The organism is Mycobacteroides franklinii (assembly GCF_002013895.1).
In the GTDB taxonomy this organism is placed as follows: Bacteria; Actinomycetota; Actinomycetes; order Mycobacteriales; family Mycobacteriaceae; genus Mycobacterium; species Mycobacterium franklinii.
The window spans coordinates 254,926-281,656 of record NZ_MAFQ01000008.1 but is presented as its reverse complement, the minus strand read 5'-3'; the positions used below and the strand labels follow the sequence as shown (position 1 = coordinate 281,656).

Annotated in this window: 30 protein-coding genes and 2 tRNA genes; 18 read left to right on the top strand and 14 right to left on the bottom strand. The window is 64.4% G+C overall.

Going from position 1 to position 26,731, the window contains the following annotated elements:
* Positions 1–3: 3 nt before the first annotated feature.
* Positions 4–1,884 carry a family 2A encapsulin nanocompartment cargo protein cysteine desulfurase gene (locus B4393_RS15855; protein ID WP_078334880.1) on the bottom strand — a complete coding sequence of 627 codons (1,881 nt, stop codon included), beginning with the start codon at positions 1,882–1,884 and terminating at the stop codon, positions 4–6.
* Positions 1,871–2,794, bottom strand: coding sequence for a family 2A encapsulin nanocompartment shell protein (locus B4393_RS15850; RefSeq protein WP_070937495.1), 924 nt, complete (start codon positions 2,792–2,794; stop codon positions 1,871–1,873). The genes B4393_RS15855 and B4393_RS15850 overlap by 14 nt, the downstream gene beginning before the upstream one ends.
* A 417-nt stretch (positions 2,795–3,211) precedes the next feature.
* Here B4393_RS15850 and B4393_RS15845 point away from each other — a divergent pair, with 417 nt between their 5' ends.
* Complete coding sequence (locus B4393_RS15845; protein WP_078334879.1) at positions 3,212–4,483, top strand: thioester domain-containing protein; 1,272 nt, start codon at positions 3,212–3,214, stop codon at positions 4,481–4,483.
* Here the strand turns inward: B4393_RS15845 and hisC are convergent.
* A complete protein-coding gene (hisC, locus tag B4393_RS15840) occupies positions 4,480–5,523 on the bottom strand; it encodes a histidinol-phosphate transaminase (RefSeq protein WP_078334878.1) in 1,044 nt (347 codons plus the stop codon). The genes B4393_RS15845 and hisC overlap by 4 nt on opposite strands.
* Positions 5,524–5,659: 136 nt before the next feature.
* Between hisC and B4393_RS15835 the strand changes: the two genes are divergently transcribed.
* From B4393_RS15835 to B4393_RS15825, 3 genes are all read left to right on the top strand, one after another.
* A tRNA-Ser gene (locus B4393_RS15835) sits at positions 5,660–5,748 on the top strand.
* A gap of 48 nt (positions 5,749–5,796) precedes the next feature.
* Positions 5,797–5,869: transfer RNA gene (locus B4393_RS15830), tRNA-Arg, on the top strand.
* Between the two features lie 21 nt (positions 5,870–5,890).
* Positions 5,891–6,319, top strand: coding sequence for an SRPBCC family protein (locus B4393_RS15825; protein WP_078334877.1), 429 nt, complete (start codon positions 5,891–5,893; stop codon positions 6,317–6,319).
* Between the two features lie 28 nt (positions 6,320–6,347).
* On the opposite strand, the gene B4393_RS15820 is transcribed toward B4393_RS15825, so the two are convergent.
* Positions 6,348–6,941, bottom strand: a complete 594-nt coding sequence (locus B4393_RS15820; protein ID WP_078334876.1) for a TetR/AcrR family transcriptional regulator — start codon at positions 6,939–6,941, stop codon at positions 6,348–6,350.
* A 112-nt stretch (positions 6,942–7,053) separates the two neighbouring features.
* On the opposite strand from B4393_RS15820, the gene B4393_RS15815 reads away from it, so the two are divergent.
* The 5 genes from B4393_RS15815 (at position 7,054) to B4393_RS15795 (ending at position 11,707) form a co-directional block, all read left to right on the top strand.
* Entirely contained in the window at positions 7,054–7,278 is a 225-nt protein-coding gene (locus B4393_RS15815) for a hypothetical protein (protein WP_078334875.1), read from the top strand.
* A gap of 99 nt (positions 7,279–7,377) precedes the next feature.
* Entirely contained in the window at positions 7,378–8,964 is a 1,587-nt protein-coding gene (locus tag B4393_RS15810; RefSeq protein ID WP_078334874.1) for a GMC family oxidoreductase, read from the top strand.
* A 69-nt stretch (positions 8,965–9,033) separates the two neighbouring features.
* Entirely contained in the window at positions 9,034–9,327 is a 294-nt protein-coding gene (locus tag B4393_RS15805; RefSeq protein ID WP_078334873.1) for a hypothetical protein, read from the top strand.
* Positions 9,327–11,198 carry an alpha/beta hydrolase gene (locus tag B4393_RS15800; protein ID WP_078334872.1) on the top strand — a complete coding sequence of 624 codons (1,872 nt, stop codon included), beginning with the start codon at positions 9,327–9,329 and terminating at the stop codon, positions 11,196–11,198. Before B4393_RS15805 ends, B4393_RS15800 begins: the two co-directional genes overlap by 1 nt.
* Positions 11,195–11,707: a hypothetical protein gene (locus tag B4393_RS15795; protein WP_078334871.1), complete on the top strand. Its 513-nt coding sequence runs from the start codon at positions 11,195–11,197 to the stop codon at positions 11,705–11,707. The genes B4393_RS15800 and B4393_RS15795 overlap by 4 nt, the downstream gene beginning before the upstream one ends.
* Here the strand turns inward: B4393_RS15795 and B4393_RS15790 are convergent.
* Both B4393_RS15790 and B4393_RS15785 read right to left on the bottom strand, forming a co-directional pair.
* The gene (locus tag B4393_RS15790; RefSeq protein WP_078334870.1) at positions 11,704–12,375 is read right to left on the bottom strand and encodes a histidine phosphatase family protein; all 672 of its coding nucleotides are present in this window, start codon (positions 12,373–12,375) and stop codon (positions 11,704–11,706) included. The genes B4393_RS15795 and B4393_RS15790 overlap by 4 nt on opposite strands.
* Before the next feature lie 17 nt (positions 12,376–12,392).
* Positions 12,393–13,109, bottom strand: a complete 717-nt coding sequence (locus tag B4393_RS15785; RefSeq protein ID WP_078334869.1) for an SHOCT domain-containing protein — start codon at positions 13,107–13,109, stop codon at positions 12,393–12,395.
* A gap of 48 nt (positions 13,110–13,157) precedes the next feature.
* On the opposite strand from B4393_RS15785, the gene B4393_RS15780 reads away from it, so the two are divergent.
* The gene (locus B4393_RS15780; RefSeq protein WP_078334868.1) at positions 13,158–14,393 is read left to right on the top strand and encodes an acyl-CoA dehydrogenase family protein; all 1,236 of its coding nucleotides are present in this window, start codon (positions 13,158–13,160) and stop codon (positions 14,391–14,393) included.
* On the opposite strand, the gene B4393_RS15775 is transcribed toward B4393_RS15780, so the two are convergent.
* The 5 genes from B4393_RS15775 to B4393_RS15755 form a co-directional block, all read right to left on the bottom strand.
* Positions 14,383–15,669: a threonine/serine exporter family protein gene (locus B4393_RS15775; RefSeq protein ID WP_078334867.1), complete on the bottom strand. Its 1,287-nt coding sequence runs from the start codon at positions 15,667–15,669 to the stop codon at positions 14,383–14,385. The genes B4393_RS15780 and B4393_RS15775 overlap by 11 nt on opposite strands.
* Positions 15,670–15,716: 47 nt before the next feature.
* Positions 15,717–16,430 (bottom strand): hypothetical protein, encoded by a 714-nt coding sequence (locus B4393_RS15770; protein ID WP_133052517.1) that lies wholly within the window; start codon positions 16,428–16,430, stop codon positions 15,717–15,719.
* Between the two features lie 72 nt (positions 16,431–16,502).
* On the bottom strand, positions 16,503–16,874 hold the full coding sequence (locus B4393_RS15765) for a LapA family protein (protein ID WP_078334865.1): 372 nt from the start codon (positions 16,872–16,874) through the stop codon (positions 16,503–16,505).
* Positions 16,875–16,977: 103 nt separating this feature from the next.
* A complete protein-coding gene (locus B4393_RS15760) occupies positions 16,978–18,060 on the bottom strand; it encodes an NAD(P)H-dependent amine dehydrogenase family protein (RefSeq protein WP_078334864.1) in 1,083 nt (360 codons plus the stop codon).
* A complete protein-coding gene (locus B4393_RS15755) occupies positions 18,057–18,839 on the bottom strand; it encodes an SDR family oxidoreductase (protein ID WP_078334863.1) in 783 nt (260 codons plus the stop codon). The genes B4393_RS15760 and B4393_RS15755 overlap by 4 nt, the downstream gene beginning before the upstream one ends.
* Before the next feature lie 59 nt (positions 18,840–18,898).
* Between B4393_RS15755 and B4393_RS15750 the strand changes: the two genes are divergently transcribed.
* The 6 genes from B4393_RS15750 (at position 18,899) to B4393_RS15725 (ending at position 23,614) form a co-directional block, all read left to right on the top strand.
* On the top strand, positions 18,899–19,519 hold the full coding sequence (locus B4393_RS15750) for a TetR/AcrR family transcriptional regulator (RefSeq protein ID WP_078334862.1): 621 nt from the start codon (positions 18,899–18,901) through the stop codon (positions 19,517–19,519).
* A gap of 63 nt (positions 19,520–19,582) precedes the next feature.
* Positions 19,583–20,515 (top strand): ABC transporter substrate-binding protein, encoded by a 933-nt coding sequence (locus tag B4393_RS15745; protein WP_078334861.1) that lies wholly within the window; start codon positions 19,583–19,585, stop codon positions 20,513–20,515.
* A gap of 4 nt (positions 20,516–20,519) precedes the next feature.
* Positions 20,520–21,626 (top strand): ABC transporter ATP-binding protein, encoded by a 1,107-nt coding sequence (locus B4393_RS15740; protein WP_078334860.1) that lies wholly within the window; start codon positions 20,520–20,522, stop codon positions 21,624–21,626.
* Position 21,627: 1 nt separating this feature from the next.
* A complete protein-coding gene (locus B4393_RS15735) occupies positions 21,628–22,281 on the top strand; it encodes an ABC transporter permease (protein WP_078334859.1) in 654 nt (217 codons plus the stop codon).
* A complete protein-coding gene (locus B4393_RS15730; protein WP_078334927.1) occupies positions 22,278–23,039 on the top strand; it encodes an ABC transporter permease in 762 nt (253 codons plus the stop codon). The genes B4393_RS15735 and B4393_RS15730 overlap by 4 nt, the downstream gene beginning before the upstream one ends.
* Positions 23,040–23,065: 26 nt before the next feature.
* A complete protein-coding gene (locus tag B4393_RS15725) occupies positions 23,066–23,614 on the top strand; it encodes a putative glycolipid-binding domain-containing protein (protein ID WP_070939095.1) in 549 nt (182 codons plus the stop codon).
* Here the strand turns inward: B4393_RS15725 and B4393_RS15720 are convergent.
* Positions 23,611–24,570: a prephenate dehydrogenase gene (locus tag B4393_RS15720; protein WP_078334858.1), complete on the bottom strand. Its 960-nt coding sequence runs from the start codon at positions 24,568–24,570 to the stop codon at positions 23,611–23,613. The genes B4393_RS15725 and B4393_RS15720 overlap by 4 nt on opposite strands.
* A gap of 71 nt (positions 24,571–24,641) precedes the next feature.
* On the opposite strand from B4393_RS15720, the gene B4393_RS15715 reads away from it, so the two are divergent.
* Both B4393_RS15715 and B4393_RS15710 read left to right on the top strand, forming a co-directional pair.
* The gene (locus B4393_RS15715; RefSeq protein ID WP_070937473.1) at positions 24,642–25,172 is read left to right on the top strand and encodes a tRNA adenosine deaminase-associated protein; all 531 of its coding nucleotides are present in this window, start codon (positions 24,642–24,644) and stop codon (positions 25,170–25,172) included.
* Complete coding sequence (locus B4393_RS15710; RefSeq protein ID WP_078334857.1) at positions 25,169–25,627, top strand: nucleoside deaminase; 459 nt, start codon at positions 25,169–25,171, stop codon at positions 25,625–25,627. The genes B4393_RS15715 and B4393_RS15710 overlap by 4 nt, the downstream gene beginning before the upstream one ends.
* A gap of 63 nt (positions 25,628–25,690) precedes the next feature.
* On the opposite strand, the gene B4393_RS15705 is transcribed toward B4393_RS15710, so the two are convergent.
* Both B4393_RS15705 and B4393_RS15700 read right to left on the bottom strand, forming a co-directional pair.
* Complete coding sequence (locus tag B4393_RS15705; protein WP_078334856.1) at positions 25,691–25,987, bottom strand: hypothetical protein; 297 nt, start codon at positions 25,985–25,987, stop codon at positions 25,691–25,693.
* 188 nt (positions 25,988–26,175) lie between these two features.
* On the bottom strand, positions 26,176–26,472 hold the full coding sequence (locus B4393_RS15700; protein ID WP_078282010.1) for a hypothetical protein: 297 nt from the start codon (positions 26,470–26,472) through the stop codon (positions 26,176–26,178).
* Positions 26,473–26,731: the final 259 nt, after the last annotated feature.

The window sequence follows — 26,731 nt, the reverse complement described above, 5'->3', positions numbered from 1 at the left end:
GCCCTAGGCCTTGGGGCCACCACTTTCCGCGAGCCGCCGCACGGCATCGATGAAGACGTCGATCTCGTCGAAGGTGTTGTAGAACGCGAACGATGGCCGCACCGTCTGCTCCAGCCCCAGCCGGCGCAGGATCGGCTGCGCGCAGTGGTGCCCGGCACGCACCGCGATGCCGTCGGCGTTCAGTGCCTTGCCGACCTCCACCGGATCATGCCCGTCGAGGACGAACGACAGCACGGACGCCTTGTGATCGGCCGTCCCCACCAGCGTCACGCCGGGGATCGCGGCCAGCCGTGGCGTCGCGTACTCCAGCAGTGCGTGTTCGTATTCGGCGATCCGGTCGATGCCGATGCGCTCCACATACCGCAGTGCCTCACCCAGTCCGACGGCGTCGGCGATGTTGCCGGTGCCGGCCTCGAACTTGTTGGGCGGACCCTGGAACACCGCGCGCTGCAGGGTCACGTCGGCGATCATGTTGCCGCCGCCCTGCCACGGCGGAGTCTCCGCCAGCGCGTCCTCGCTGCCGTACAGCACACCGATTCCGGTGGGCCCGTAGATCTTGTGGCCCGAGAAGACGAAGAAATCGGCGCCGAGCTCCTGCAGGTTGACGGCCAGGTGCGGTACCGATTGCGCACCGTCGATGAGCACGCGTGCGCCATAGCGGTGCGCGATCTCGACGATCTGCTTGGCGGGTGTCACGGTGCCCAAGGCATTGGAAACCTGAGTGGCCGCAACCAGTTTGGTGCGCGGACCGACGAGGTCCTCCAGCTCGGACAGCAGCAGGTTACCGGCATCGTCCACCGGGGCCACCTTGATGATGGCGCCGGTCTTCTGCGCAATCAATTGCCACGGAACGATATTGGCGTGATGCTCGAGGTGGGTGATGACGATCTCGTCGCCGTGCCCCAGGTTCTTGCCGCCCCAGGCGTGCGCCACCAGGTTGATGGCCTCGGTGGCCCCGCGCACGAAAATGATGTTCTCGTCCGCCTCGGCGCCCAGGAACTTACGCGCCGCACCGCGGGCGTCCTCGTAGGCATCGGTGGCGCGTGCTGCCAATTCATGTGCGGCACGGTGGATATTCGAGTTCTCGTGCTGATAGAAGTGCACCAGGCGATCGATCACCGACTGCGGTTTCTGGGTGGTTGCCGCGTTGTCGAACCAGATCAGCGGCTTGCCGTTGACGGTCTCGGACAGAATCGGAAAGTCGGCCCGAATCGAGGCGACGTCGAAGGCGCGCGCGTCTTCATGGATCGGTGCCGCAACCGGTGCACCGCCCAGGAAGTAGTAGTTCGACTCATCGCCGCCAGTCGGTGCGGCCGGGCTCGTCCAACCCAGGTCCGGTACGGCCGGTGCCTGGGAGTGCGGAGCCACCCGGGGTGACGCGGTGGCCGGGGCCACCGAGTTCACCGAAGGGGTGGCGAGTACCCCGGGGATCGTTGGTACCAGCCCGGCAGGAACCGCGAAGTCGGACAGCCCCGTCGTCGGATAACCCGTTGCCGCGGTATGCGCCGCTGATGTACCCGAAGTCAGATCGCCACCGCCACCACGCGGAGCCACCGGTACGGCACCGGGAACGCCGTCGGGCGCGGCCGAGCTGAAGGCCGCGACCGGTGGGGCCACCGTGGCGGTCGACAGCGCGTCCGCCACAGGTGCCGGTGCGTACGGACTGGCCAGGGAACCTGCCGTGGCCGCCGCGGAGGATCCGGCCGTCGCGTCCGGGACGTTGCCCCGGGGTGCGACGGGTACCGCCGGGCCCGGGGTGTCGATACCCGGAGCGCCGGTAGGTGTTGCTTCCCAGAACAATTGGGTCGCCAACGCCGACAGCTCCGCCGCAGATGGGAAGCCAGGTGGGCTGTCGGTTACGGGAATCGCGTCACTTGTAGACATGGAACTTGTCCACCTGCACATCGTCGAGAACGGCCAGTGCGTCATCAGTCAGCACAGCCAGCGACGAATACAGGGTGACGAGGTACGAGGCGATAGCCGACCGGTTGATCCCGGTGAACCGCACCGACAGACCGGGTGCCTGCTCGCCGACCAGGCCGGGCTGGAACAGACCGACGACGCCCTGGCGCTCCTCGCCGGTGCGCACCAGCAGGAACTTGGTCTTGGCGTCCTTCACGGGAACCTTGTCCGACGGGATGATGGGGATGCCGCGCCACGTGATGAACTGGGCGCCGAACAGGCTGACGACCACGGGCGGCACGCCGCGGCGGGTGGCCTCACGGCCGAACGCTGCCACGCCCAAGGGGTGCGTCAAGAAGAAGCCGGGGGTCTTCCAGACCTTGGTGATCAGGGCATCCAGGTCATCCGGGGTGGGGGCGCCACCGAGCGTCTTGATGGTCTGCTCCGGGGTCGCCTGGGCCAGCAGGCCGTACTCGGCGTTGTTGATGAGCTCGCTTTCCTGACGTTCCTTGATGGACTCGATGGTCAGGCGCAGCTGCTGGGCGATCTGGTCGTGCGGGCTGGAGTACAGATCAGAGACCCGGGTGTTGATATCGAGCAGCGTCGAGATGGTCCGCAGCGTGTACTCGCGCGGGTTGGTCTCGTAGTCGACGTAGGTCTGCGGCAGCGGGGCCTCACCCTCACCCTGCTCTTCGCTGTGGATCGCGACCTTGTCGGGATTGATCACGCGGTTGACCCGGTAGATACCGGCCTCGACGGGGACCCAGTTGAGGAGGTGAAGCAGCCAGCGCGGGGTGATCGTCGAGAGCTGCGGGACGGTCTTGGTGGCATTGGCTAGCTGCCGTGCGGCGAGATCGCCGAGGGCCTGGGATTCATTCTTGGCAGCGGGCACAGCGGTTTCCTCCTCGGCTAATGGGGATCAAGACCTGACTGCTGAAATCCTAATCGCGATTGGGGCGGCGCATCAGGTAACGAACCCCCGTGCGCGAAACTCGCCGGGGCCGCTTTTTGCCGACACCCCGCCTTGTGGCGGACCGGTATTTGGCCCGTGTGGCAGGAGTCGGCTTGTCGACGAAAACCCGTCGTACCGCGACGCGTACGTAGACTGGATGCATGCAGCACGTCGCACCGTCGCACCGACTCCGGGCGATCCGCGGGCTGCGCGCCGACATCTTCGGGGCGCGCAGCGCCGCCGTGTGTTGCTGTTGTTGTTGATTCCCTAACCCCGCCCCTGGCATCCCGGCTCGTCGTTTTTCGATGTTATCGAGCTACTGGGCTGCAATCCGCCGGCATAAGGATCAATCAACCCATGACCACTCATTCTTTGCTATCACTCGTCGAATGGCCATCCGCCCGCATCACTGGCAGGCGCCGCGGTCATAACGTCGGGGTGCTCCCTCAGCGCCTGACGAGGTACCGCGGTGGCACCTATTCGTCCACGGTGGACGAGGTTGTGTTCACTGACGGAACTTCTGCTCGCACAGATTTAATTCGCCTCAACCCCACCATCGCGGCGTACTCACTCGATATCGCCGGCATCGCCCCCAATCTGCCCTCCGGCTATGCGGTGGCGGACTGGCTGTCGGTGGCGAATCTGCGGGCGCGCACCCGTGAATCGCAGGTCGCGTGGATTCTGGCCAACTCGTTCCCGGCGCTGTCCACGGCACAGCTGAGCCGTCGGTTGCGCGAGGCCGGATACCTGGGTGAGGCGAACATCAAGGACCACGAGGCCATCGCCGGAACTCAGGCGGCCATCTGGTTTCTCACCAACGGGGTGGAGCTGGACACCGCGGCGCGCAATGTGCCCACCGCTACCCGTAAGTCGCCTTCCTTCATCGAGTTTGAATTCAACGAACGGCCGCAGCTGGGCGGTCTGGCAGTGCGTACCGGCGCGGGGCAGCGGCCTGCCAGCGTTCGGCTGCACGCATCCGTCAACGGCGCGCTCTGGCGCGAGGTCTCGTCCTCGGAGCTGAGCTTCACAGAAGGAGAGGCGCGATACGTCAAGGCGCTGGGCGTGGGCGCGACGGTTGCCGAAACCCAGCACGGTGCACCGGATCTCGGGTACCGGTTTTACCGCCTGTATGTACAGGGCGGCACCGCTGACGTCGAGAGTGTCGAATTCTGGTTGCACGATGCGCGCAACCACCGCAACGCCGACCGCGTCGTGCGGCTGTATCAGTACCTGCTGGAGCAGTCGTTACTCTCCACCGGCCAGGCGGAGCATGCCCCCACGATCGACGACTCGCAGGCGGTCATGGCCGCCGGTCTTATGGGCCCGTTCGTGGTGGATTCGCAACGCCCGGTTCTGCTTTCGATCTCCGAGGGAGCCAAGGCGATGGACATCTCCGGCGCTGAGCTGACGGGGCCGGTGCAACCGGGTACCCGGTTCTATGTGCGCCCCGCGGAGTGCGTTGCGGCGGTGACGGTCTCGGTGATCGATCCAGCAGCGACCGCGCGTGTGCTCACCGGGGTGGCCGAGGGGCCGTTGACCCCGCTGGCCCTGGTGCACCCGGGTGCGCAGGACGTCGTCGAACTGACCGTCGAGTGGGCCGCGGCCGCGGAACTATCGCGGGTGAGCTAGCGCCAGGCGCGTGCGAACTTCAGGAACGCGTCGTTTTCGTCCGGCGCCCCGACGGTGACCCGAACGCCATCGGTTCCGAAGGGACGCACGATGATCCGAGCCTCTGCTGAGGCTTGCGCGAATTCGGTGGAGCGCTCGCCCAGCGGCAGCCACACGAAGTTCGCCTGCGACGGCGGTACGTCGTACCCCGCCTCCCGCAGTGCGCCGGTTACCCGGGTGCGTTCGGCGACAACGTCGTTGGTTCGTGCGAGCAGCTCCTCCGCGGCACCGAGCGAGGCCACCGCGGCGGCCTGCGCCAGGCTGGACGCGCTGAACGGCACGTACACCTTGCCCAGTGTGGTGATGACGTCGGGATCGCCGACCGCATAGCCCACGCGCAGTCCCGCCAGGCCATACGCCTTCGAGAAGGTGCGCAACACAACCACATTGGCGTGTTCGCGAACCAGGGCGAGGCTGTCGGTGAAGTCCTCGCGCACATACTCGATGTAGGCCTCGTCGATCGCGATGAGGATATGGGGCGGCACCGACTCGACGAACTGCCGCAGATCGGCCGGCGGCACCACAGTGCCGGTCGGATTGTTCGGGTTGCACACAAAGATCAGCCGGGTGGCATCGGTCACCGCGGCGGCCATGGCAGCGAGGTCGTAGGTGTAGTCGGTCAGTGGCACCTGTACCGGAGTGGCCCCGGCCACCCGGACCACCAACGGGTAGGTCTCGAAAGACCGCCAGCCGAACAACACCTCGTCGCCCACGGTCGCGGTGATCTGGACCAGCTGCTGGCACAGGCTCACCGACCCGCAGCCCACCGCGATGTGCTCCGGTGGCATGTCCACGTGCTTGGCCAGGTGCGAGCGCAGCTCGGCGTATCCGTTGTCGGGGTACCGGTTGATCAGCGAGGCCGCATCGGCGATGGCCGCGCGCACGCTCGGGAGGGGCTCCTGCACGGTCTCGTTACTGGCGAGTTTGATGGCGCCGGGGACGCTGCGGCCCGGGGTGTAGGCCGGTACATCGGTCAGCTCGGGGCGAAGTCGTGCAGGCACGCCACCAGACTATCGGGGCACGTGAGGCCGGATGACGACCAACGGCTTTGCCTTTCGGGCGCGAGGGCCTGTACTCTGTGCCCTCGGCGGTTCGGGATCCATTTTTATGGGTTCGGAGTACCGTTCGGGAAGTTCAGGAGGCGTGCCAGAGCGGCCGAATGGGACTCACTGCTAATGAGTTGTCCCCTTTACGGGGGACCGGAGGTTCAAATCCTCTCGCCTCCGCGTCGGTCTGCAGGCCAAACCTGTTGACCTGCAACAATTGAATAGCAAGCGCCCGTAGCTCAACGGATAGAGCATCTGACTACGGATCAGAAGGTTAGGGGTTCGAATCCCTTCGGGCGCACATATCCGCAGGACGGAGAAGATGACTCGGGTCGAGCGTTATTTCCCGCATCCTCCGCGCCGTGTGTGGGACGCGATACTCAATCCGAACAGCTGGTGGGAATCACCCGACAAACCCGCCGAGATCGCCATCGGTGCCACGTTCGAGATGAAGACGATCCCGGTGATGGGCACTCGATTCAGCGGCCTCTTCCAGATCGAGATTCTCGACGTGACTCCCTACGAACGATTGACGACGAGTCTGGTGGCGCTGGCACATCAGGGTGAGCCGACCCGCTGGGAGCGCCGGACGACGTTCCATGAGCACGAAGGCGGCACGCTGCTGACCATCGTGAATGCGGGCGTGAACACGAGTGATTCCGGCGAACGACTACTACTGCGCGCCGTCAAAGATCTGCAGGAGTGGGAGCTGCACGGTGTGGCCGAGCTCCTGGACCGGACCCACCTCTAACCCTTCACGAGACTGTCCACGGGCACGGTCAGGCCAATCCGTCACGGAGCCGCTGAAAACCCTGGGCGACAAGCGCTCCGGGATCTTTCGAGAGCGTGGAACCGGAAACCGCAAGTTGGATGACCGTGGCGAGGACCGCATAGGCGGCGTTGCAGACCAGCCGTGGATACAGGTCAGTGTCGGGATCCAGCCCGGCGCGCCGGCTGACCTCTGTGAGCACGACGGTTCCCACGTCGTCGGACCGTGCGGCGTCGTGTGCCGCCAAGCTGGGATTCTGTGCCGATAACCGGGTGACCGCCACGGTCGTGCTGAAGGACTCGGAAGTCGCCAGATCCAGCATGACGGCCTCCAGGGAATCGAGGACATGCTCGTCGACGGGGCGCTCACACAGCAGCGCGACGGCGTGGTCCTCGATGCCGCGCAGCGAGAACAGCACAGCGTCTTCCTTGCTGGTGAAGTAATTGCGAAATGTGCGGGGAGTGACACGTACCGCGTCGGCGATGTCGTCCACCGTGACTGCGGCCAGGTCTCCCCGGTCCAGTGCGAGCTCGACGGCGGCGCGGCTCAACGCCAACTTGGTCTCTGACTTCTTCTGCTCACGCAGGCCGATGGACGGTGGCATGTGGCCATAGTAACAACCTTTCTGTTTAAGGAAACTTTTCCAAAAACGGAAACGTTCTATGGGTATATCCGGCGTCACCGTGAGGCCGGAGCACCAAGAAGAGGCAATTGACATGCGGAAACTTCTAGCCACTGTGGGTGTCGCTGCGGTTCTGGCAGCTGGAAGCGTCGCGCTGGCCGGACCCGCTTCGGCGGCGCCGTGCGGCAAGGTCGTGGTGTGGGGAAACGGCGGCGGGACCTGCGAGTCTGATTTCTCGTCCGACGGCAGCTTCACCCGCTGCGACACCGTCTACGTGTTGGGTATCGGTGGGACGAACTGCTACCGGGTGTACCCGTAGGCCCCGAACGATGGGCCGACTCGGCCACAGCCGTCACAAGTGGGACGTCCTGTACCAGAACCTTCCCGACGTCATGTCCAGTCCGCTACCGTCCACCCCATGGTTGACGACCTGGCTGCTGATTTTGTCATTGTGGGCGCGGGATCGGCGGGGGCACCCCTGGCCACCCGGCTCTCCGAACGGACCAACGATCAGGTGTTGGTCCTGGAGGCGGGGCCCAAGGACAAGGACATGGGAATCCACATTCCGGCCGCGTTCTCGAAACTGTTCCGCAGCGACGTCGACTGGGACTATCTGACCGAGCCGCAGCCCCCGTTGAACAACCGTCAAATCTATTGGCCGCGAGGAAAGACCCTCGGCGGCTCGTCGTCCATGAACGCGATGATGTGGGTCCGAGGATTCGCGGCCGACTATGACGACTGGGCCGCGCTCGCAGGCGATCAATGGTCCTTCGCGAACGTCGCCCCCTATTTCAAGCGCATCGAAGCGGTGGAAGGCGCGACCGAAAGCGACGAGGGCACCGATGGCGCGCTGAAGATCTCCAAACAACGCAGTCCGCGGTCCAGCACCGCGGCGTGGTTGGAGGCGGTGAAGGAAGCCGGGTTTGACGTCGAACGGGCTAATACGCCTGAACCCAAGGGCTTCTCGGAGACCATGGTGTGTCAGAGCGGCGGCCGCCGGTGGAGCACCGCGGATGGTTATCTCAAACCCGGTCTGCGGCGGCGGAATCTGAACGTCGTCACCGAGGCCCAGGTGCGCCGTGTGCTCTTCGACGGGACTCGCGCCGTGGGAGTGGAGTACGTGCGCGACGGCATCACGCACACGGTGCATGCGCGGCGCGAGGTGATTCTGTGCGGCGGCGCGATCAATTCGCCTCAGTTGCTGATGCTTTCGGGGATTGGCGATGCCAAGCGTCTTGGTGAGCTGGGGATTCCGATCGTTCACAACGCTCCGCAGGTGGGCCAGAACCTGCTCGATCACCTGTGTTGCCCCGTGGGTTACGCGGTCGAGGCCGACTCGTTGTATGGCGCGGAGAAGCCGCTGCAGCTGGCCAACTATTTCCTGCGGCATCGCGGGATGCTCACCTCGAATGTTGGTGAGGCCTATGGGTTCTTACGTAGCCGTACCGATCTCGCGCTTCCCGACCTGGAGTTGATCTTCGCCCCAGCCCCGTTCTTCGACGAGGGCCTGGGTGAGGCCACCGAGCACGCGATCGTGATGGGCCCGATCCTGCTCAAGCCGGAAAGCAGCGGCGAGATCACCCTGACCTCACCCGATCCGCTGGCCAAGCCGCGCATTGATCCCCGCTATCTGAGTGATCCCGCCGGGCAGGACCGGGCCGCGATGATGTTCGGGCTGCGCACCACCGCCCGCATCGCCGAGACGCCATCGATGCGCGCGATACTCGGCAAGATTCTGCGGCCGAGGAACCCCGGCGACGACCTTGAAGAGACGCTCGTTGCCGCGCTGGAGAACAACTCGCACACGCTCTACCACCCGGTGGCCACGTGCCGAATGGGCGCAGATGAGGACAGCGTGGTGACGCCGGATCTCACCGTCCGCGGTGTGCAGGGGCTGCGGGTGGTCGATGCGTCCGTCATCCCCAGTCTGATCCGCGGGCATACGCACGCTCCGTCGGTGTTGCTCGGCGAGAAGGCGGCAGATCTCATACTTTCTCCACAATGATGAAACCGAATCTCGCCCGCCCGCGTCTAACTCGATAAAGTTGCTGCCAGGAGTTAGCGGAGGGGAACCATGACCGATCCGTTCGGGGTCCGTATCGAGGAGCTCGCGGGCATCTCGAAGGCGTGGCTGGGTGAGACGCTGCACATCAATGACATGCCGTGGTCGGCATTCGAGGATGCCTCGGGTGCGGGCAGCGAGGTGCTGGCAGCCATCCGCGACACCGCGTCGCCCGGCATCAAGGCGATGTCCTCGATCGCGCGCAGGTTCTCGGATATGGCGGGACTCGTCGACACTTTCGCCGCCAATGTCACTGCGCAGGATGAGAAGACGGCCACCTCCTTCGACGCGCTCAAACCACGCTGATGCGCCCCACGATCAGCCAGCTCCGGGGCTGGAATCTCGATGCGCTGGGCAAGGCGGCCGATACGGCACGGGATAACGCGCGGACCCTGGATGCGTCGCTGGACTCGTGTGACCGGGTGTTCAACGACGCCACCGGCTGGTTCGGAAAGACTCACGACGCGGCGAAGATCAAGGTGGACCAGGAACTGGATCACGGTCGCGAGATCCGCAATGTCTTGAACCGCATCTCCGATGATGCCGAGGACGCGGCGCGAACGCTGAAGCACGCCAAGGAGTTCACGCTTCAGGATGTGGATGCCGCGGTTTCCGAGGGATTCACGGTGACCGATACCGGCGAGGTAAGCCACCCGGATGCCAAGAAGGCACAAGCCGCCGCCGACCACCAGCGCAGGATTCAGTCCGGGCTCGACGAGCTCGCGCGCCTCGACGACATGTATGGCAAGAAGCTGCGGGAGGCCGTCAACGATTTGGAGAGCATGCGCGACGGGCACCAAGACGTCACCCTGCCTTCGGGGGAGAAGGTCGATCCCGACGCCCTGGTGGACCGCGTCGCGAAGATGAGCCCCGACGAGCGCGCTGCGTTCATGGCGACGTTGTCGCCCGAGACGGTGGACGCCATGGTGATCGCCAACCCCGAGGTCATGGGCAACAAGGACGGGATTCCGTTCGAGACCAGGATCGCGGCGAACGAGATCAACATTCGCAACGCGCTGAGCGACGAGCTGCAGAAGCAGCCGCCCGACCAGGCGCGGGTCAACCAGCTGCAAGACATGCTCAAACCGATGCAGGACCCGTTGGTCACGCGGCCGGCAGATGCCGGGCCCAGGGACTATTCGGTGGACCGGAAGTACGTCATGTTCTCCACCGAGGGCAATGGCCGCATGATCGAGATGATCGGCGATATCAAGCCGGGCATCAAGGGTGTCGGCGTGATCGTTCCCGGCACCAACACCAACCTCAACGGCAGCGGCTCCAATCACGAGTCGGCGCTCAAGCTGGCCAAGGAGAGCGGATCGCCCATCTTCCTGTATCTGGGCGGCGACTTTCCGCAGGGGCTGGACAAGGCGGCCGACCCCTCCTATGCGGCGGCGATGGCGCCCAAGCTGGTCGACTTCGGGCATGAGGTGGACCGTGCGGTGGGTCAGAGTGCCCCGGGAACACCGGTGACATACGTGGGGCATTCGTATGGCGGTGCCATCGTGGGAACCGCCGAGCAGATGGGCCTGCGTGCTGACCGCATCCTGCACGCGTCGTCGGCAGGGACGGGTGTTCTGCCCGGTGGGTATACGGACCCGAACCCCAATGTGCAGCGCTATTCCATGACGGCCCCGGGCGATCCGATCGCGCTCGTCCAGTCTCTGCCGCGCGATATGCGGCTCTCGGATATCCCTGGTGTGGATCAGATTCCGGGGATTCCGCACAGCGTGGACGGGCGGATCGGCAACCCGTTGGGCGGGCTGCCGTCGGCGACGGACCCGGACAAGATCCCCGGTGTGACTCGGCTGGATACCGGGTACTACGGAGAATTCGGCAAGCATCCGAATCAAGTGATCGTGGGGCCCGACGGTCATGGAAGTTATTGGGATGACCCGAATTCGGATGCCTTCCACAATATTGCGGCGGTCATCGGCGGCGGCGAGGCGACGGCCTACGTCGAGCGGGGAATCGAAACGAATTACGTCGACATCAAGGTCGGCGACGATGGGAATTTCCGGGCTGAGGCGTGGGATCAAGCGCGCGCAGGTGCGGCCCCCAAGGTGCCCGACCTCCCATGGGATGACCAGGGGACCATCGACCGCCGTCATCACCCATGGGACAACCCACGGGTGACCGATCATCCCGAGCATGGCCAGAGGATTCAGGTGAGATGAAGCGTCTGACAACGATTGTGGCCCTGCTGGCGCTAGCGGCCGCAACCGCATGTGGAGGACCGGACACCCGGGCGACGAAAACGACAAGTGAGGACACGATGCAACCCACCACGCTGACGGTGACCGAAGCCGCGCGCATCACCGCCGGCTATGTTTCGCTCGTTTCCGGGCAGGACGTGGATCCTGGCCCCGATAGTGTGGAGAAGGTCGGCTGCCTGACCAACAAGGAATCGTTGATGAGTGAGGGGCCGCCGTGGAAGGTGCGCCGGCAGTGGTGGGTGGACAACCCTCCCGCGGAGTTGGTCAATGGTGCCATGGGCCGATTGGATTCACTTGCTGCCCAGGGATTTAAGCGTCAACCCTGGACTCGGCCGGAGCCAGAACCATCGAACACCAAGACCTATCAGGACCCCCGGGGTTATGTGGTGGGCGCGCGGGCCTACACCACTGCCGGTGGACGGGATCTGTTCGAGGTCACTGCGATGTCGCCGTGTGCCGGCGAGGGCTAGCGGTAGGTCACCAGATCCCGATTGCCGCCGTCCCCGATCAGGTGGGTGTGGTCATTGAACGCGAGCAGGCTCACCCCGCGTTTGCCGTTGACCAGCGAAGTGATTGACGAGTTGATGACAACACGTTGTGCGGTAAGCCAATTCGAGACGCTTCCGCCCCACAGATCCGCGACGATCATGCCGATGACACCGGCCGAGGTGGCCACCACGGTGTCACCGTCGAGCGTGGTGGCATCGGCCATGGCGGCCAACACCCGCTGCTGAAAGCGGGTGTAGCTCTCGGCGTACTCGCCGGAAGAATCGGTGCTGGCCCATTGCGCCAGCCCATCCTCCAGAATGGCCTGGGTGTTTCCCTTGGCCAGACTCTTGACGGTGCTCACGGATGCCAGCCGCCGCATCCGTGAGTTGCCGACGATCTCTTTGTAGTCGTATTCGTCCCAGCGGTCGTCCTGCTGCGGCTCGGATCCCAGGGCCACCGCGATCGCTTCGGCGGTCTGCCGTTGCCGCTTCATCCCCCCGTGCAAGATCCGGGTACCTGCCAGTCCACGGCGGGCTATCTCGGCCGACACGGCGCTAGCCTGTCGTTCTCCGGTGCTGGTCAGTGGGCTATCGGGACTGCTCGAGTAATTGGCAGCCTGACCGTGCCGGACCAGGTAGATGACGCCCATACCGAGAATCGTATCGACTAGCCGCCGCCGAGGACCCGGCGCTTCTCGGCTTCGAACTCCGAATCGGTAAGTGCTCCGGACTCATGCAGGGCGGCAAGGGTTTTCAGTTGTTCGATGCGCACGCCGTCATCGGTGGGGAAGTGTGACGAGTACGTCCGAGTCTCGGTCGGCGGTGGCGCGGCGAATTTCGGGGTCTTACTCGCGCGGCCCCGCCAGAATCCGGCCAGCACGGTCATGGCCAAGCCCACGCCGAACAGCACACCGAACGTCACCGGCCACAGTGCCGAGGCGGTGTTGTTGCCGAAGGCCAGCCGTGGCCGGATATACCCGTTGACATCGCCTTTGGTGGTGACGGCGTATGTGCCCGCTGTGGCGATCTGCGCCACCCACACCCGCACGTGGGCGTCGTTGTTGATCGTCGTCGAACTGCCCATGTTCTCGGTGACGTGCGGATCCTCAACGCCATCCGGCGGAACGAGGTCCATCGTCAGCGGCGGGACGGGCAGGCTGCTGCCCTTGCCGCCCGTGACGCGCGCGTGGAAGCTGATGATCACCTCCCCCTTGGGGAGCACGACGGTGCCAGTGCCGGGGATGGGAACCTCGCCGTACGCGGTGTATCGGTCCAACACGAATGAGTTCATGAATATCGCCGCAATGAAGCCGAGAAGGCCGACGACCAGGGCCAAGATCCCGGCCACCCTCACGATGCGCGGGGCCCGCGGGCGGGTACTCATGCAGGAAGTCTGTCACCGATGGATTGCGCTCGTCGTAGCATCGGACAGATGGACTTCGCCCCGTCTGACCGTGCCGCCGAACTGATCACCGCTGTCCGCGAGTTCATTGACGGGGAGGTCATGCCGGTGGAACGTGCGGTCTTGGCCCATCATGAGGAGTTGTTGGGTGCGCGCGCGGGCACGACGGCCGAGCTGTGGAAAGTGCCCCCGGAGCTGGATACGTTGAAGGCGAAGGCGCGTGCCGCGGGATTGTGGAACCTCTTCTTGCCCGATCCGGAGTTGGGTGGGGGACTGTCGAACTCCGAGTATGCGCCGCTGGCCGAGCAGATGGGCCGCTCGTTGTTCGCGCCTACGGTATTCAATTGCAACGCACCGGATTCGGGGAACATGGAGGTGCTGCACCGGTACGGCAGCCAGGAGCAGAAAGAGGTGTGGCTCGAACCGCTGCTGGAAGGTGACATTCGTTCGGCATTCTGCATGACCGAACCCGATGTCGCGTCCTCGGATGCCACGAACATGGCGGCCACTGCCGTCGTCGAGGGTGACGAGGTGGTGATCAACGGGCGCAAATGGTGGAGCACCGGTGTCGGTCACCCCGATTGCAAGGTGATCATCTTCATGGGGCTGACCGACCCCGATGCGCACCGGTACGCCCGCCACTCCATGGTGCTTGTCCCGATGGACACCCCCGGCGTCACCATCGACCGCATGCTGCCCACCATGGGGTTCTATGACGAGCCGGGTGGCCACGGGGTGGTGTCCTTCGACAATGTTCGTCTTCCGGTGGATGCCTTCATCGCGGGGCCGGGCAAGGGATTCGAGATCGCACAGGGCCGGCTGGGGCCGGGCCGGGTGCATCATGCGATGCGCCTGATCGGGCTGGCCGAGGTGGCATTGGAGCACGCGTGTCGGCGCGGCCTGGAGCGCACCGCGTTCGGAAAACCGTTGGTAAACCTGGGCGGAAACCGAGAACGCATCGCAGACGCCCGCATCGCCATCAATCAGACCCGGCTGCTGGTGTTGCATGCCGCGTGGCTGCTGGACACCGTGGGCATCATGGGCGCGCTATCTGCAGTGTCCGAGATCAAGGTGGCCGCGCCCAATATGGCCCAGCGGATCATCGATATGGCGATCCAGATCCATGGCGGTGGAGGGCTTTCCAATGACTTCCCGCTGGCAGCTGCCTGGGTTAACGCGCGCGCTCTGCGACTGGCTGACGGCCCCGACGAGGTGCACCGTGGTGTGGTGGCCCGCATAGAGCTGGCGAAATACGCTAGCGAGTAACGGTGAGCGCGTAGCGCATTCCCCGGTGCAGACTTGCCCCCACCAACAGCCCTAGGGCGATCGAGAAGATCGCCATACAAGTGTCAAGCAGTGCGGTGAGGTTCGCGTGCCCGGTGGCGGCGACCTCGCTGACATTCACAAAACTCAGTGCGCCCGGCACCAGGCACCAGAAGGCGGCCAGTAGCAACACAATTGCCGACGGTGCACCCTTGAATCGGGCGGCGAACAGGGCGAAGGGAACGACGGCGACCGCGCCCACGAAACCCGTCATCGCCGGTGCCAGGAACAGGCCACCGAGGCGTTGCCCGAGCATGGCGACCCCGATCGCCAGCACCAACCACATCAGCGAGCCGCGCGGCGCGGACTTGTAGAGGTAGAAACCGACGGCGATCACCGGCACGGCCAGCGCGATCGTCCAGCTGCCCAGCGGCGGGCCCAGCGGCGAGGGCTCCGGTGGCCCAGCCACTTTCACGCCGATCACCACACCCAATGCCAGCAGCATCAATTGCGCGATGCCGTACACGATGCGGGTGGAGCCGGCCATCAACTGGGTACTCGTCAGTTCCAGCGCTCCGATGGTCAGCGTGACGCCGGGCAGCACGGCGATCAGGGCGGGTGCCAGCACGCGCGCCAGTCCCTCGCTGGGAACATTCGCGACAATAAACGTGCTGATCACCGTCACCACGAAGGCCGCCACTGCCGGCATGGTGGCGGCCAGGGTGGGCATCGGGTTGGTGGCCAGCATGAGCACCCCGACGATCAGGCCCAGCACCAAGTACGCGGGCAGCGCGGAGGAGGTGGGGGCCAACGCCAATCCGAAGCCTAGGGTCAAGATGGTGTGTCCGATAACGGTGACGATGGTTCCGAAACGGGGCTTCAGGCACCTGATCTCGTAGATGCGTGCGATCGCATCGGCGGGCGCGATGGCACCGGCGACGGCCATGTCGGCAATGGTGTCGATATGGCCGGCCTGGTCCAACTGCGCAGTGCTGCGGGTGGATTCCTCGACTTCGAGCTGCCCGGTGACACCATCGATCTGGATGATCAGCACCGTTGGCAGCACGACAGCGCGTAGCTCTTTGTCGGTGTATCGCGGTGCAATGTCATGCAATTTGGCGAGCACGAGGTTGGTGGGCTGGCCCACCTCGAGCATCGCGATGCCGAGCATCCGCAGCATCGTGACAACCTCGGCGTCGTCCGAGAAATGCTTCGCGTCGGCCAGCGGTACGGGCTTGTCCTTGAGAGTCTTCCGGACAAGCGCAGAAAATCTAGACATCGGCCATATTGTCCGCGTACGCGGTGTTGTACGCCGACTGAATCTGCTTATTCGTCTAATTCACGGAGCCTGCGCTCGAAGGCACTTGAGCAGGCGTCAATCGCTGCCAGCATCCACGGAAGACCTTGGTAGTCGGCGCGGGCACGGTCCAGCCAGGCGCGGACGTCGCTGTCTTCGTGGTCGCTGTAGGTGCTGGGATACCGACAGGCAGTCGATCCGGGTGGGTTCCACGCCATCCCGTACTTCACGAGAAATGAGTCGACACGGGCAAGTTCATCTATTCGTACGGTGAGGTCGGCAATCTGACCCCCATAGATCTGCCGTGACGCCGAGTCGTGGAGCACATGTGAGAACTGCTCCTCGGCCGATTGCCAGGGCGCCTCGTTATAACGTGCAATCGCATCCCACACCGGTTGGGCGATGAGCGCATGCACGATGAAGTCGCCGTCGAGCAATGTGGAGGGCTTGTGGCCACCACCGCCGGGCCCGAAAGAGGTGTTCACCTCGGAACACGTTGTGGTGCGCTCGATGACGTCGACGAGCGACTGAATATGGTCTCTTGTCGGCGGGATTCGATACTCGGGGCGGGTGGTGTCGTCGGCGGCGATGAAGCTTCCGTCGTCGTAACGGTCCATGAAATATTCGAGCACTAGCGCGCTATGGGCATCCGCGTCTGCGCTGATCGTGCCTTGCATGTCATAAGTGCCGTGCAGGGCCAGCGTGATTGGCGTGAAGGTCTCGCCGATTCGTCTCAGGATCACCAGTGCGGCATCCTGATACAGCAGACTGACCCCCGTGACCAGGCAATTGCAGTCGTAGAATCCCAATGGCAGTTAGGCCCGCAGGTTCTTCTTCGCGGCACGTCGCAGCTGGATGATTCGCACCCCACCGACCAGGGCGGTGAGCGCTGCACCGGTGATGGCCGCGAACAACACGGTGATGCCCAGGGGCATCTGGATCTCCCACGAGAGGAAGTGGGTGGTCGTGTCCGTCAGGTTCTGCAGAATGAACACCAGCAGCAGAATCAGGATCAACAGGCCGAGGATGACGCCCGTCCAGGTCGCGGCCGCGCGGGTCCGCTTGACCGCATCTTCCTTCTTCACGGGCTCGGTCTTGGCAGGCAGAGGCGGCCGCTCCCCGACGGGGACATCGGTCGACGAGTCGGCAACCGGAGAGTCCGGTGTGGTACCGGGGTCACTGGTCATGGGTTCATCATTTGCTACCTAGGCGCTGAATGCAAGCGTATGAGGCCGACTTTTCGCGGATGAGATCAACTAGATACCGCGAAAAGACGGCACTCAGCGCAGGTCAACCGCGGATAGTGCCTTGGCCTGCAATCAACGGAAGATCCAGTGGCGTCAGGAATCCCGGCTTAGCGTCGATAACCGCTGGTATGGCGTTGATCGCTCGCATCCCGGTGGCCAGGCAGCCGCCGATGGCGCCGTCACCGGAGCGTTCGTCGCGGAAGACGGTCTCTTGGGTGATGTTCGGGCTGCCCTTGATCTCAATGCGGTACGCGTCATTGTCGACGGACTGTGCCCGCGGCCAATGTGGAGCGGTGTCGTTGGTGATCCGATTGACATGCTCGATGATGATCTTGGGCTTCCCACCCACCCAGCCGCGAATCTCGAAACGCACGGCAGCGCAATGCCCCGCAGCGATGGTTCCGGTATTGGGCTCGGCCCCGTAAGCGATCTCGGTTGGAGTGGCCCACTTTTCGTAGACGGTGTCGATCTTGTCGAGTTTCACGCCGACGGCGTCGGCGATCATGGGAATGGTGTGGCCCCATGCCAGGATCAGCACCTCGGGGATCTCCAGCACCGCCTGCTGGTCCATAGGTGCACCCAGGCCCATCGGTGTGCTGAAATCGCCGTTATAGTACTGATAGTCCAGAAGCTCTTGTACCAGTACAGAATCCACGCGCCCGCCCACGCCGAGCAGCGTCATCGGGAACAGGTCGTTGGCGAAGCCGGGGTCGATTCCTGTGGTGAAACAGGATGTCTGGCCGTCCTCGCAGGCCTGGTTGATATCGGCGAGCATCTCTGGCGGACACACCTGCGGATACACCCACGGGGTCATCGCCGTGGAGACGACGTTGTGCCCGCTGCGTAGTGCGCGAGACATGTTGTCGATGTTCTCCAGGGCGTATTGCGCGGTCGGCCCGAAGTACGCGACGGTGCCCTCGGTACCCAGTGCGGCGTCGATGTCGGTGGTGGCCGCCAGTCCGATCGGATGACTGTCGACCAAGGTTCCCACGTCCACGCCGTCTTTGGCCGGATCGTGCACCAGGACGGCGGCCAGTTCGAAGACCGGATGATCCAGGAGTTCGCGGATCACCAACTTGCCGACAACCCCTGTGCCCCAGACGATAACGGGATACTTGTCACTCATGCGAAATACTCTCCTGCGTTGACGAATAGGGTCTGCCCGGTCACCATCCGGGCCCGGTCGGAGGCGAAGAACACCACGGCATCGGCGACGTCCTCGTCGGCGGGCATCTCACCCAGGGGGAATTTGGCCGTCAGTTCCGCCAGCACTTCCTCCTGGGTGATGCCGCGCTGCTGGGCGACCAGACCGATGTACAGCTGGATGGGCGGCCCGTACATCCAGGTCGGTACCACCATGTTGAGACGAATCTTGTGCGGCCCAAGCTCCTTGGCCAGCTGGTACATCGCGTTCTGAAGCGCGCCCTTGGATGTCGCGTACGCGGATTGGGGCAGCTGCGGGTGGAAGGCCGATTGCGAACCGATGAAGACCACCGATCCACCGTTCTTCTTCAGTTCCGGCACGGCCGCCTGAACGAGCTGCAGGGTGCCGACGACATTGGTGTTGAGCATCGCCTGCCACTGCGCCAGATCTGCGCCCTCGATTCCGCCGAACACATCCTCCTTGGCCGCGACGTTGACCAGTGCGTCCACTGCGCCGAATTTCTCGGCGGCGGTATCGATGAGGCCCTGGCACGCCGACGCGTCGTTGATGTCGGTGACGGCCCAGGCGGCGGTGCCGCCGGTGTCGTCGAGTTCGGTGGCCAGTTTTTCCAGGTTCTCCTGGGTTCGGGCGCCGAGCACGACGTTCGCGCCGTCCTGGTGTGCCTTCAGCGCGACCTCGCGCCCTAATCCGGTGCCGACACCGGATATCACCACCGTTTTTCCGGAAAGAAGTCCTGTCATTGGCCGCCCTTCTGTCTGTGACCCACGCCTCAACGTTACACAGTGTTACGATATTTGCAATGAGTACCGACGAGTTACCTCTGGGTAGGGGCCGGCGCCGCAGCTCCGATATCGACGTCAAGGCGCTTGCTGCCGCGCGCGAGCTTTTGGTGGAGCAGGGATGGGAGGCGACCACCATGGTTGCGATCGCCGAACGTGCCGGCGTTGGTAAGCCCGCGCTGTATCGCCGGTGGCCCTCCCGTGCCCACCTGGTGTTCGAGGCGGTGTTCGGGTGGACTGCCCCCACCCGGGAGATGAGCGCTGCGGCGGGAGTCGGCGATTGGGTTCGTCAATCCTGCACGTACACAGCGGAACTGTTCGAGCGGCCCGATGTCATCGCGGCAGCTCCTGCGCTGCTCGGTCAGATGCGCACCGATCCTGAACTAGGGCAGGCTCTGTGGGGAAGCTTCGGTGCGACGGGTGCGGAACTGCTGTCGAAGGTGATGCGTGCGCAATGCCCGGAGATCGATGAGCGGGAGGCGCAGGATCGAGCCAACGCCACCATGTTCATGATCATCGGAGCGAACATGCTCGCGCGTCAGTTGCTTCCCGACGAGCAGGCGGACGCAGTGATCAAATATTTGCCAGAACTGCTGGCAGGGCCCGGCGAGAGCGCCGGATCCGCCGACTCTTCTGGTTAGCCACCGGAATCTTCCTGACGGTAAAGCCGGGCGAGGCGCCGGTTGCCCGGTTAGTGTCGAAGGATGCGCAGGGCCGCACAATTGTTCGCTGCCGTCATGGCGGTGGTTGTCGTCGGCGGCTGTGGCAGCGCCAATCCCCTGGGTGGAGGCCCGCTTTCGGGTGATCTCAACACGTTGATCGTCGGTTCGGCGGATTTCCCGGAGTCGAAGACCGTGGCCGAGCTGTACGCGCAGATATTGCAGACCAACGGCTTTCAGATCACCAGGCAGTTGGGCATCGGTAGCCGCGAAACGTACGTTCCGGCGGTCAAAGACCATTCGATAGACCTCATCGCCGATTACACCGGAAATCTGCTGCGCTACTTCGACCCGGCGGCCACCGCTACCAAACCCGATGACGTTGAGCTTGCGCTCGTGCGCAAGCTGGACGGCGACCTGGACATCCTGACTCCGTCGCCGGCATCGGATGCCGACACGTTGTGCGTCACCAGAGCGACCGCGAACAAGTGGAATCTGCACTCCATCGCCGACCTTGCCGGGCATTCGGGGGAGGTGACGGTGGGTGCACCCTCGGAGTTCTTGCACCGCAGCGTCGGACTGGCCGGACTCAAGGCCAATTACGGGTTGGACATCCCGGAATCACGCTTCGTCGCGATCAGCGATGGCGGTGGCCCGGCGACGGTCAAGGCGTTGTTGGACGGGACCATCACCGCGGCCAATATTTTCAGTACGTCGCCGGCTATTGCCGAGCATGATCTGGTGGTCTTGGACGATCCCAAGTTCACCTTCCCGGCCGGCAATGTGGTGCCATTGGTCAACGCGCAGAAGAAGTCCGACAAGTTGAAGAAGGTGCTCGACGCGTTGTCGGCGCGACTGACCACCGAGGACCTCACCACGCTCAACGCCGCCGTGTCCGGCAACAACGGCGTCGACCCCAAGCAAGCTGCGCAAAAATGGTTGACGGACAAGGGCTTCGACAAACCGATGGGCAATTGATCGCGTGATCACTTTTGAGAATGTCACCAAGAAGTATCCCGATGGGACCACGGCGGTCGACGATCTCAGCATGCACGTGGACAAGGGATCGTTCACGGTATTCGTGGGGCCTTCGGGGTGCGGGAAGACCACCTCGATGCGGATGATCAACAGGATGACCGACCCCACTTCGGGTGTCCTGACGGTCGACGGCGCCGACGTCAGGACGGTGGATCCCGTCAAATTGCGGTTGGGCATCGGATACGTCATCCAGAACGCGGGTCTCATGCCGCATCAGCGTGTCATCGACAACGTGGCGACGGTTCCGGTGTTGCGTGGTGAATCCCGGCGCACCGCGCGCAAGTCCGCACTCGAAGTGCTGGAACGCGTGGGCCTCGATCCTCAGTTGGCCACCAGGTATCCGGCGCAGCTGTCCGGTGGGCAACAGCAGCGCGTCGGTGTGGCACGTGCGTTGGCGGCGGACCCACCGATCCTGTTGATGGACGAACCCTTCAGCGCCGTTGACCCGAACGTACGCGATGACCTGCAGGCCGAGATGCAGCGACTGCAGGCCGAGCTCAACAAGACCATCGTCTTCGTCACACACGATATCGACGAGGCAATCAAACTTGGGGACAAGGTGGCGGTCTTCGGGCCCGGCGGTGTGCTGCAGCAGTACGACGAACCCGAGCGTGTGTTATCCAACCCGGCAAGTGATTTCGTGGCCGGATTCATCGGGCGCGATCGCGGCTATCGCGGTCTGCAGTTCCGCGACGCGGGTGAGGTGCCGTTGTACGGGGTCAGGCAGGTTCTGGAGTCGCAGATCGGTGACCTGATCGTTGCGCCGGGCGACTGGGTGCTTGTCTGCAATCCCGACGGCACTCCGTTCGGGTGGATGGACGACGCCGGGGTGGATGTATACCGATCGGGGAAGTCTTTGTACGACAGCGTAATTGCGGGCGGGTCGCTATTCGGTCCGGACGGGACGCTGCGGCAGGCGCTCGATGCTGCGTTGTCTTCGCCGTGTGGGCTGGGTGTGGCGATCGGCGCTGATGGGCGGGTACGTGGCGGTGTCCGGGGTGACGATGTGTTGGTGGCGCTGGACCGTCAACGCCGTAACGGTCAGCGGTGATATGCGCTATCTCTTCACCCATCTCGGCGACGCGTGGCAGCTGTCGATGATTCACTTGCGGCTGTCGCTGGTACCGATTCTCATCGGCCTGGCCATCGCGATCCCCTGTGGCGCACTGATTCACCGGCACCGGATGGTGCGGCGGGTGACGACGGTGATCGCCAGCATCGTATTCACCGTCCCCTCACTGGCGCTGTTCGTCGCGTTGCCGCTGATCATCCCGACCCGGATACTCGACGAGGCCAACGTGATGGTGGCGCTGACTCTCTACACGACTGCGCTGCTCATTCGTGCGGTACCGGAGGCGCTCGACGCGATCGCGCCGAACGTGCGCGACGCGGCCACCGCGGTGGGATACCGTCCCTTGGCCCGCCTCGTCAGGGTCGAGTTACCGCTGTCCATACCGGTATTGGTTGCGGGCTTGAGAGTGGTTGCCGTCACGAATATCTCGATGGTCTCGGTGGGTTCGGTGATTGGCATCGGCGGGCTGGGCACCTGGTTCACCGAGGGGTACCAGGCCAACAAGAGCAGCCAAATCGTCGCGGGGATCGTCGCGATCTTTCTGCTGGCCGTCATCGTGGATTCGCTGCTGGTGATCCTCGGGCGCGCTGCCACACCATGGACCAGGGCGACGAAGGCCGTTGGTGCCGCGTGAATTTTCTCTCCGACGCGCTCGGCTACATATTCACCGCGTCCCATTGGACCGGCAGCAGCGGCCTGGGAATAAGGATCGGCGAACACCTGGAGTACACCGTGATCGCGGTGCTGGCGGCGGTGGTGATCGCCGTGCCGATGGGTCTGTTCATCGGACACACCGGTCGTGGCACCTTCCTGGTGGTGAGCGCGGTGAACGCGCTTCGGGCGTTACCGACACTGGGTGTGCTGCTGTTGGGTGTGCTGCTGTGGGGTCTGGGCCTGCTGCCGCCGACGGTGGCGTTGCTGCTGTTGGGTGTGCCGCCGCTGCTGGCGGGAACCTATTCGGGTGTCGCGAACGTGGACCGCACGGTGGTGGAGGCGGCCCGGGCCATGGGCATGACCGAACGCCAAGTGCTGTTCGGCGTCGAGGTGCCCAATGCGCTGCCGCTCATGCTGTCCGGGCTGCGGACGGCGACATTGCAGATCGTCGCGACCGCCACTGTCGCTGCCTACGCCAGCCTTGGCGGGCTCGGCCGGTATCTCATCGACGGCATCAAGGTTCGGCAATTCCACCTGGCCCTGGTCGGTGCCATCATGGTCACCGCGTTGGCCCTGCTGCTCGATGCGTTCCTTGCTTTCGCGGTGTGGCTCTCGGCGCCGGGGACCGGACGGCTGCGGACCGTTGCCGCCCTTACCGCCGGCGCCGGCCGGGTCAGTTCGGGTGGTAGGGGCTCAAGAGGAACCCAATTTGCGCGGTCGCCTACGGTAGACGGGTGAATACCCCCGAGGCGACTGGGCCTGCCGTGCTGACCTGGCGGGCTCACGACGCATCGCGCATGGAATCCACCAGGGTCCAACTATCTGGTCGGCGTATCCGTGCGCACGGCCGTTTCGTGGCCGGTGCGTCCGACGCCCACCCGGCGTTCAGTGCTTCATACGACCTGGTCACCGACGAGACCGGCTCCACCAATCGGCTGTCCTTGTCCACCACGGTCGCCGAGCGGGAACGCCAGCTGTCGATCGCCCGGGACGAAGAGGGCATGTGGACGGTGCAGAACCATGAGGGTGCGACGCGCGCCACGTTTGACGGCGCGCTGGACGTCGATGTGGTGTTCAGCCCCTTCTTCAACGCACTGCCGATTCGCCGGACGGGCCTCTACCAGCAGGAAGGCAGTGCTGTACTGCCGGTTGTGTACGTGACCCTGCCGGATCTGGCGGTCAGTCCCGCCACCATCAGCTACCGCAACGACGGCAAGGGCATCAAGGTGGTCTCACCGGTCGCCGACACCACCGTCACCGTGGATGACGAGGGATTTCTGCTGGAGTACCCCGGACTCGCCATCCGCATCTAGGGCACGTTCCGCAGCACGCCTCCGGCACGACCCGCTTCGGTCAGCTGTTCACGCCAGTCGGCGTCCTGTCGGCTGATGCCGGTGATATCGAACCGCTTGTGTGCCTCGTATCGCTGCCGCGCGGCGTACCCGGCCTCCACCAGCAGCTCTACCGAGTCTTCGGCATTCAAGGTGTTCCAGGTCGCCGCCAGCAGCGCCATGGCCTCTTCCAGGGCCGGCAGCACGCCATGTGGGTTCGATTCGCACATGGCGCGCACCAACGATGGATCTGTGGCGGCAACCCTGGTGCCGTCCCGGAATGATCCGGCGGCCAGCGAGTAGGCCAGGGGGATCCCGTCGGCGGTGACGGCGAGCGCCTCGGCGAGTAGGTGCGGCAGGTGCGAGATAGCTGCCGCGGCCGAATCGTGCTCGTCGGAGCGCGCCGGAACCACGACGGATCCGCAGTCCAGCGCCAGCTGGGTCACCTGCGCGAACACGTGCGGATCGACACCGTCGTCGACGCTGACCACCCAGGTCGCGTCGTGGAAAAGCTTTGCGTTCCCGGCGTTCCAGCCGGATTCGGTCGTTCCCGCCATGGGGTGGCCCCCGACGAATCGCGCCGTCAATCCGTGTGCCGATACTTCTTGCAGTACAGCGGATTTCACGCTGGTGACGTCGGTGATTGGACACTCCGGAGCCAGTTCCGCGATGCGGGTGAGCAGTGGTGACAGGGCCGGCACCGGCACCGCGAGCACGATGAGAGCCTGGGCATTGCGGGCTCGCCGCAGCGCCAGGTCCAGGTCGGCGGTGGCGTCGTAGCCGGCGGCACGTGCGGCGTCAGTGCCCTCGGCGGAGCGGTTGTATCCCCAGACGTGCCGCCCTGCGGCGGTGGCCGCGCGCACGAGGGAGCCACCGATGAGTCCGAGGCCAAGTACGCAGATCGGGGGGCGTTGGTGGTCGTGTTCGGCGGCGTTCACTCCATCAGGTTTGCATACGTGACCAAATGGATTGTGGTCACAACACGGTGTGTGGCACTACCGTATTGCCCATGGACGCACAGCGCGCAAAGGCCGTAGGGCCCAGTGCCGAGAGCCTGGAGGGCTTCGGCGTAGCCGTCGTGCGCGAGGAAGGCCGCTGGCGGGTGACATCGCTGAAGGCCGGAGCGCTCACCGATTTGGCGGCTGCCGAGACCGAGCTGCGTGAATTACGTAGCGCCGGTGCGGTCTTCGGTTTGCTGGATGTTGACGAGGAATTCTTCATCATCATTCGGCCGGCCCCCTCGGGAACGCATCTGCTGATCTCCGACGCCACGGCGGCCATCGATTACGACATCGCTGTCGAGGTGCTCGACAGACTGAATGTGCCGGTCCCGGAGCTCGATCCTGATGAGCTCGACGAGGTCGATCCCTGGGAGGAAGGCGATCTGGGCTTGCTTTCCGATATCGGGCTGCCCGAGCCGGTGCTCAGCGTGATCCTCAGCGAGAGCGATCTCTACCCCGACGAACAACTCGGCATGATCGCGGCCCGCATGGGCTTCGCCGATGAGTTCGGTGCGGTGCTCGACAAGCTGGATCGTTGACATTCCCAGACGATGAATCGCTGATTCGCGCCGCGCTGGTCGCGGCGGGTGAGGCCGGTGCGGAGGATGTGCCGATCGGTGCGGTGATCTACGCCGCCGACGGAACAGAACTTGCTCGTGCTGCGAATGCGCGTGAACGCCTTGGCGATCCGACCGCACACGCGGAGGTTCTGGCGCTACGGGAGGCCGCTGCCAAGCATGGTGACGGCTGGCGGCTGGAGGGTGCGACGCTGGCGGTGACCGTCGAGCCCTGCACCATGTGCGCCGGGGCCCTGGTTCTTGCCAGGGTGGGCCGGGTCGTGTTCGGGGCCTGGGAACCCAAGACCGGAGCCGTGGGATCGCTGTGGGACGTGGTGCGAGATCGTCGTCAATCGCATCGTCCCGAAGTGCGCGGCGGGGTATTGGAGAAGGAATGCGCGGCGCTGCTGGAGGAGTTCTTCGCCGCGAAAAGGTAAGTGACCCGCCCGGCGCGATCGGGGGTCGGGGTCTCGCGCCGGACGGGCCGTATTTAGGGGGCTTTACCGGTGCCAGTCGTTACCGTGGTCGGGCCCGCGATCGGGTCCTCGGTCGTCACGATGATCATCGGCGTGCCAGTCACGCCCGTGGTCGTCTCCGTCACGGTCGCGGTGGAAGTCGTCATGGCATTCGCCCCCTTCCCAGTTGAATCCCCAGATGGGGTTCCAGAACTCGCCCGGGCACCAGTGGTAGGCGGGAGCAGGTAGGGCCGGAGCAGGTGCGGCGCTGGCGGTGGCAGCCAACCCGAGCCCACTCGCGGCGATGGCAGCGGATGCGGCAATTCCAACGAGGATTTTCACGGGAACAGCAAAACATTGCTAACTGGCAATACGAACCCTCTATTCGTACAGAATGCTGTAAATACGCTGTTAGTCATGCAATTTCATGCATACGACGAGCACTCTTGATCACGGAAAGGCGTCAAACAGCAAACAATCTCACTCACCGGGCGTGCCGGTGGGCGGGATTGTTTGTGGGCTAGATGCGGCTACGGCCTCCAGTCACGATCGTGGTCGTGCCAGTCGCCGCGGTCATGGTCGTGCCAGTCGCCACGGTCGTCGCCGCGCCAGTCGCGGTCATGCCGGTCGCCATCGCGATCGCGGTGCCAGTCGTCGTGGCACTCTCCGAATTCCCAGTTGAATCCCCAGATGGGGTTCCAGAACTCGCCCGGGCACCAGTGGTAAGTGGGTGCGGGTATGGCGGGCGCCGCGTTGGCTGTGGCCGCCAGGCCGAGTCCGCCGGCCGCGATGGCTGCGGACGCCGCGATTCCTACGAGGATTTTCATTGGTCAGGGCCTTCCAATCTTGATTGTGTCGATCTCTGCCGTACCGACCTCGTCGTGGCGTTTGACCGCCGCGCAGCATCCGCCCGCCCCGACGGGGCGGCCGCTGCGATGTCAACGAGAACCTGCACAAGCAAGATGGAAAGCCACATTCCTGAGAGCAGCGCCGCTGTATTCGTAGAGGGCGCTGGGAGTTCTCTGTCAGTCATGCAATCTCACGCATATGGACGGTGTGTTGCTAACACTGCCGGTCGGTGGCGCG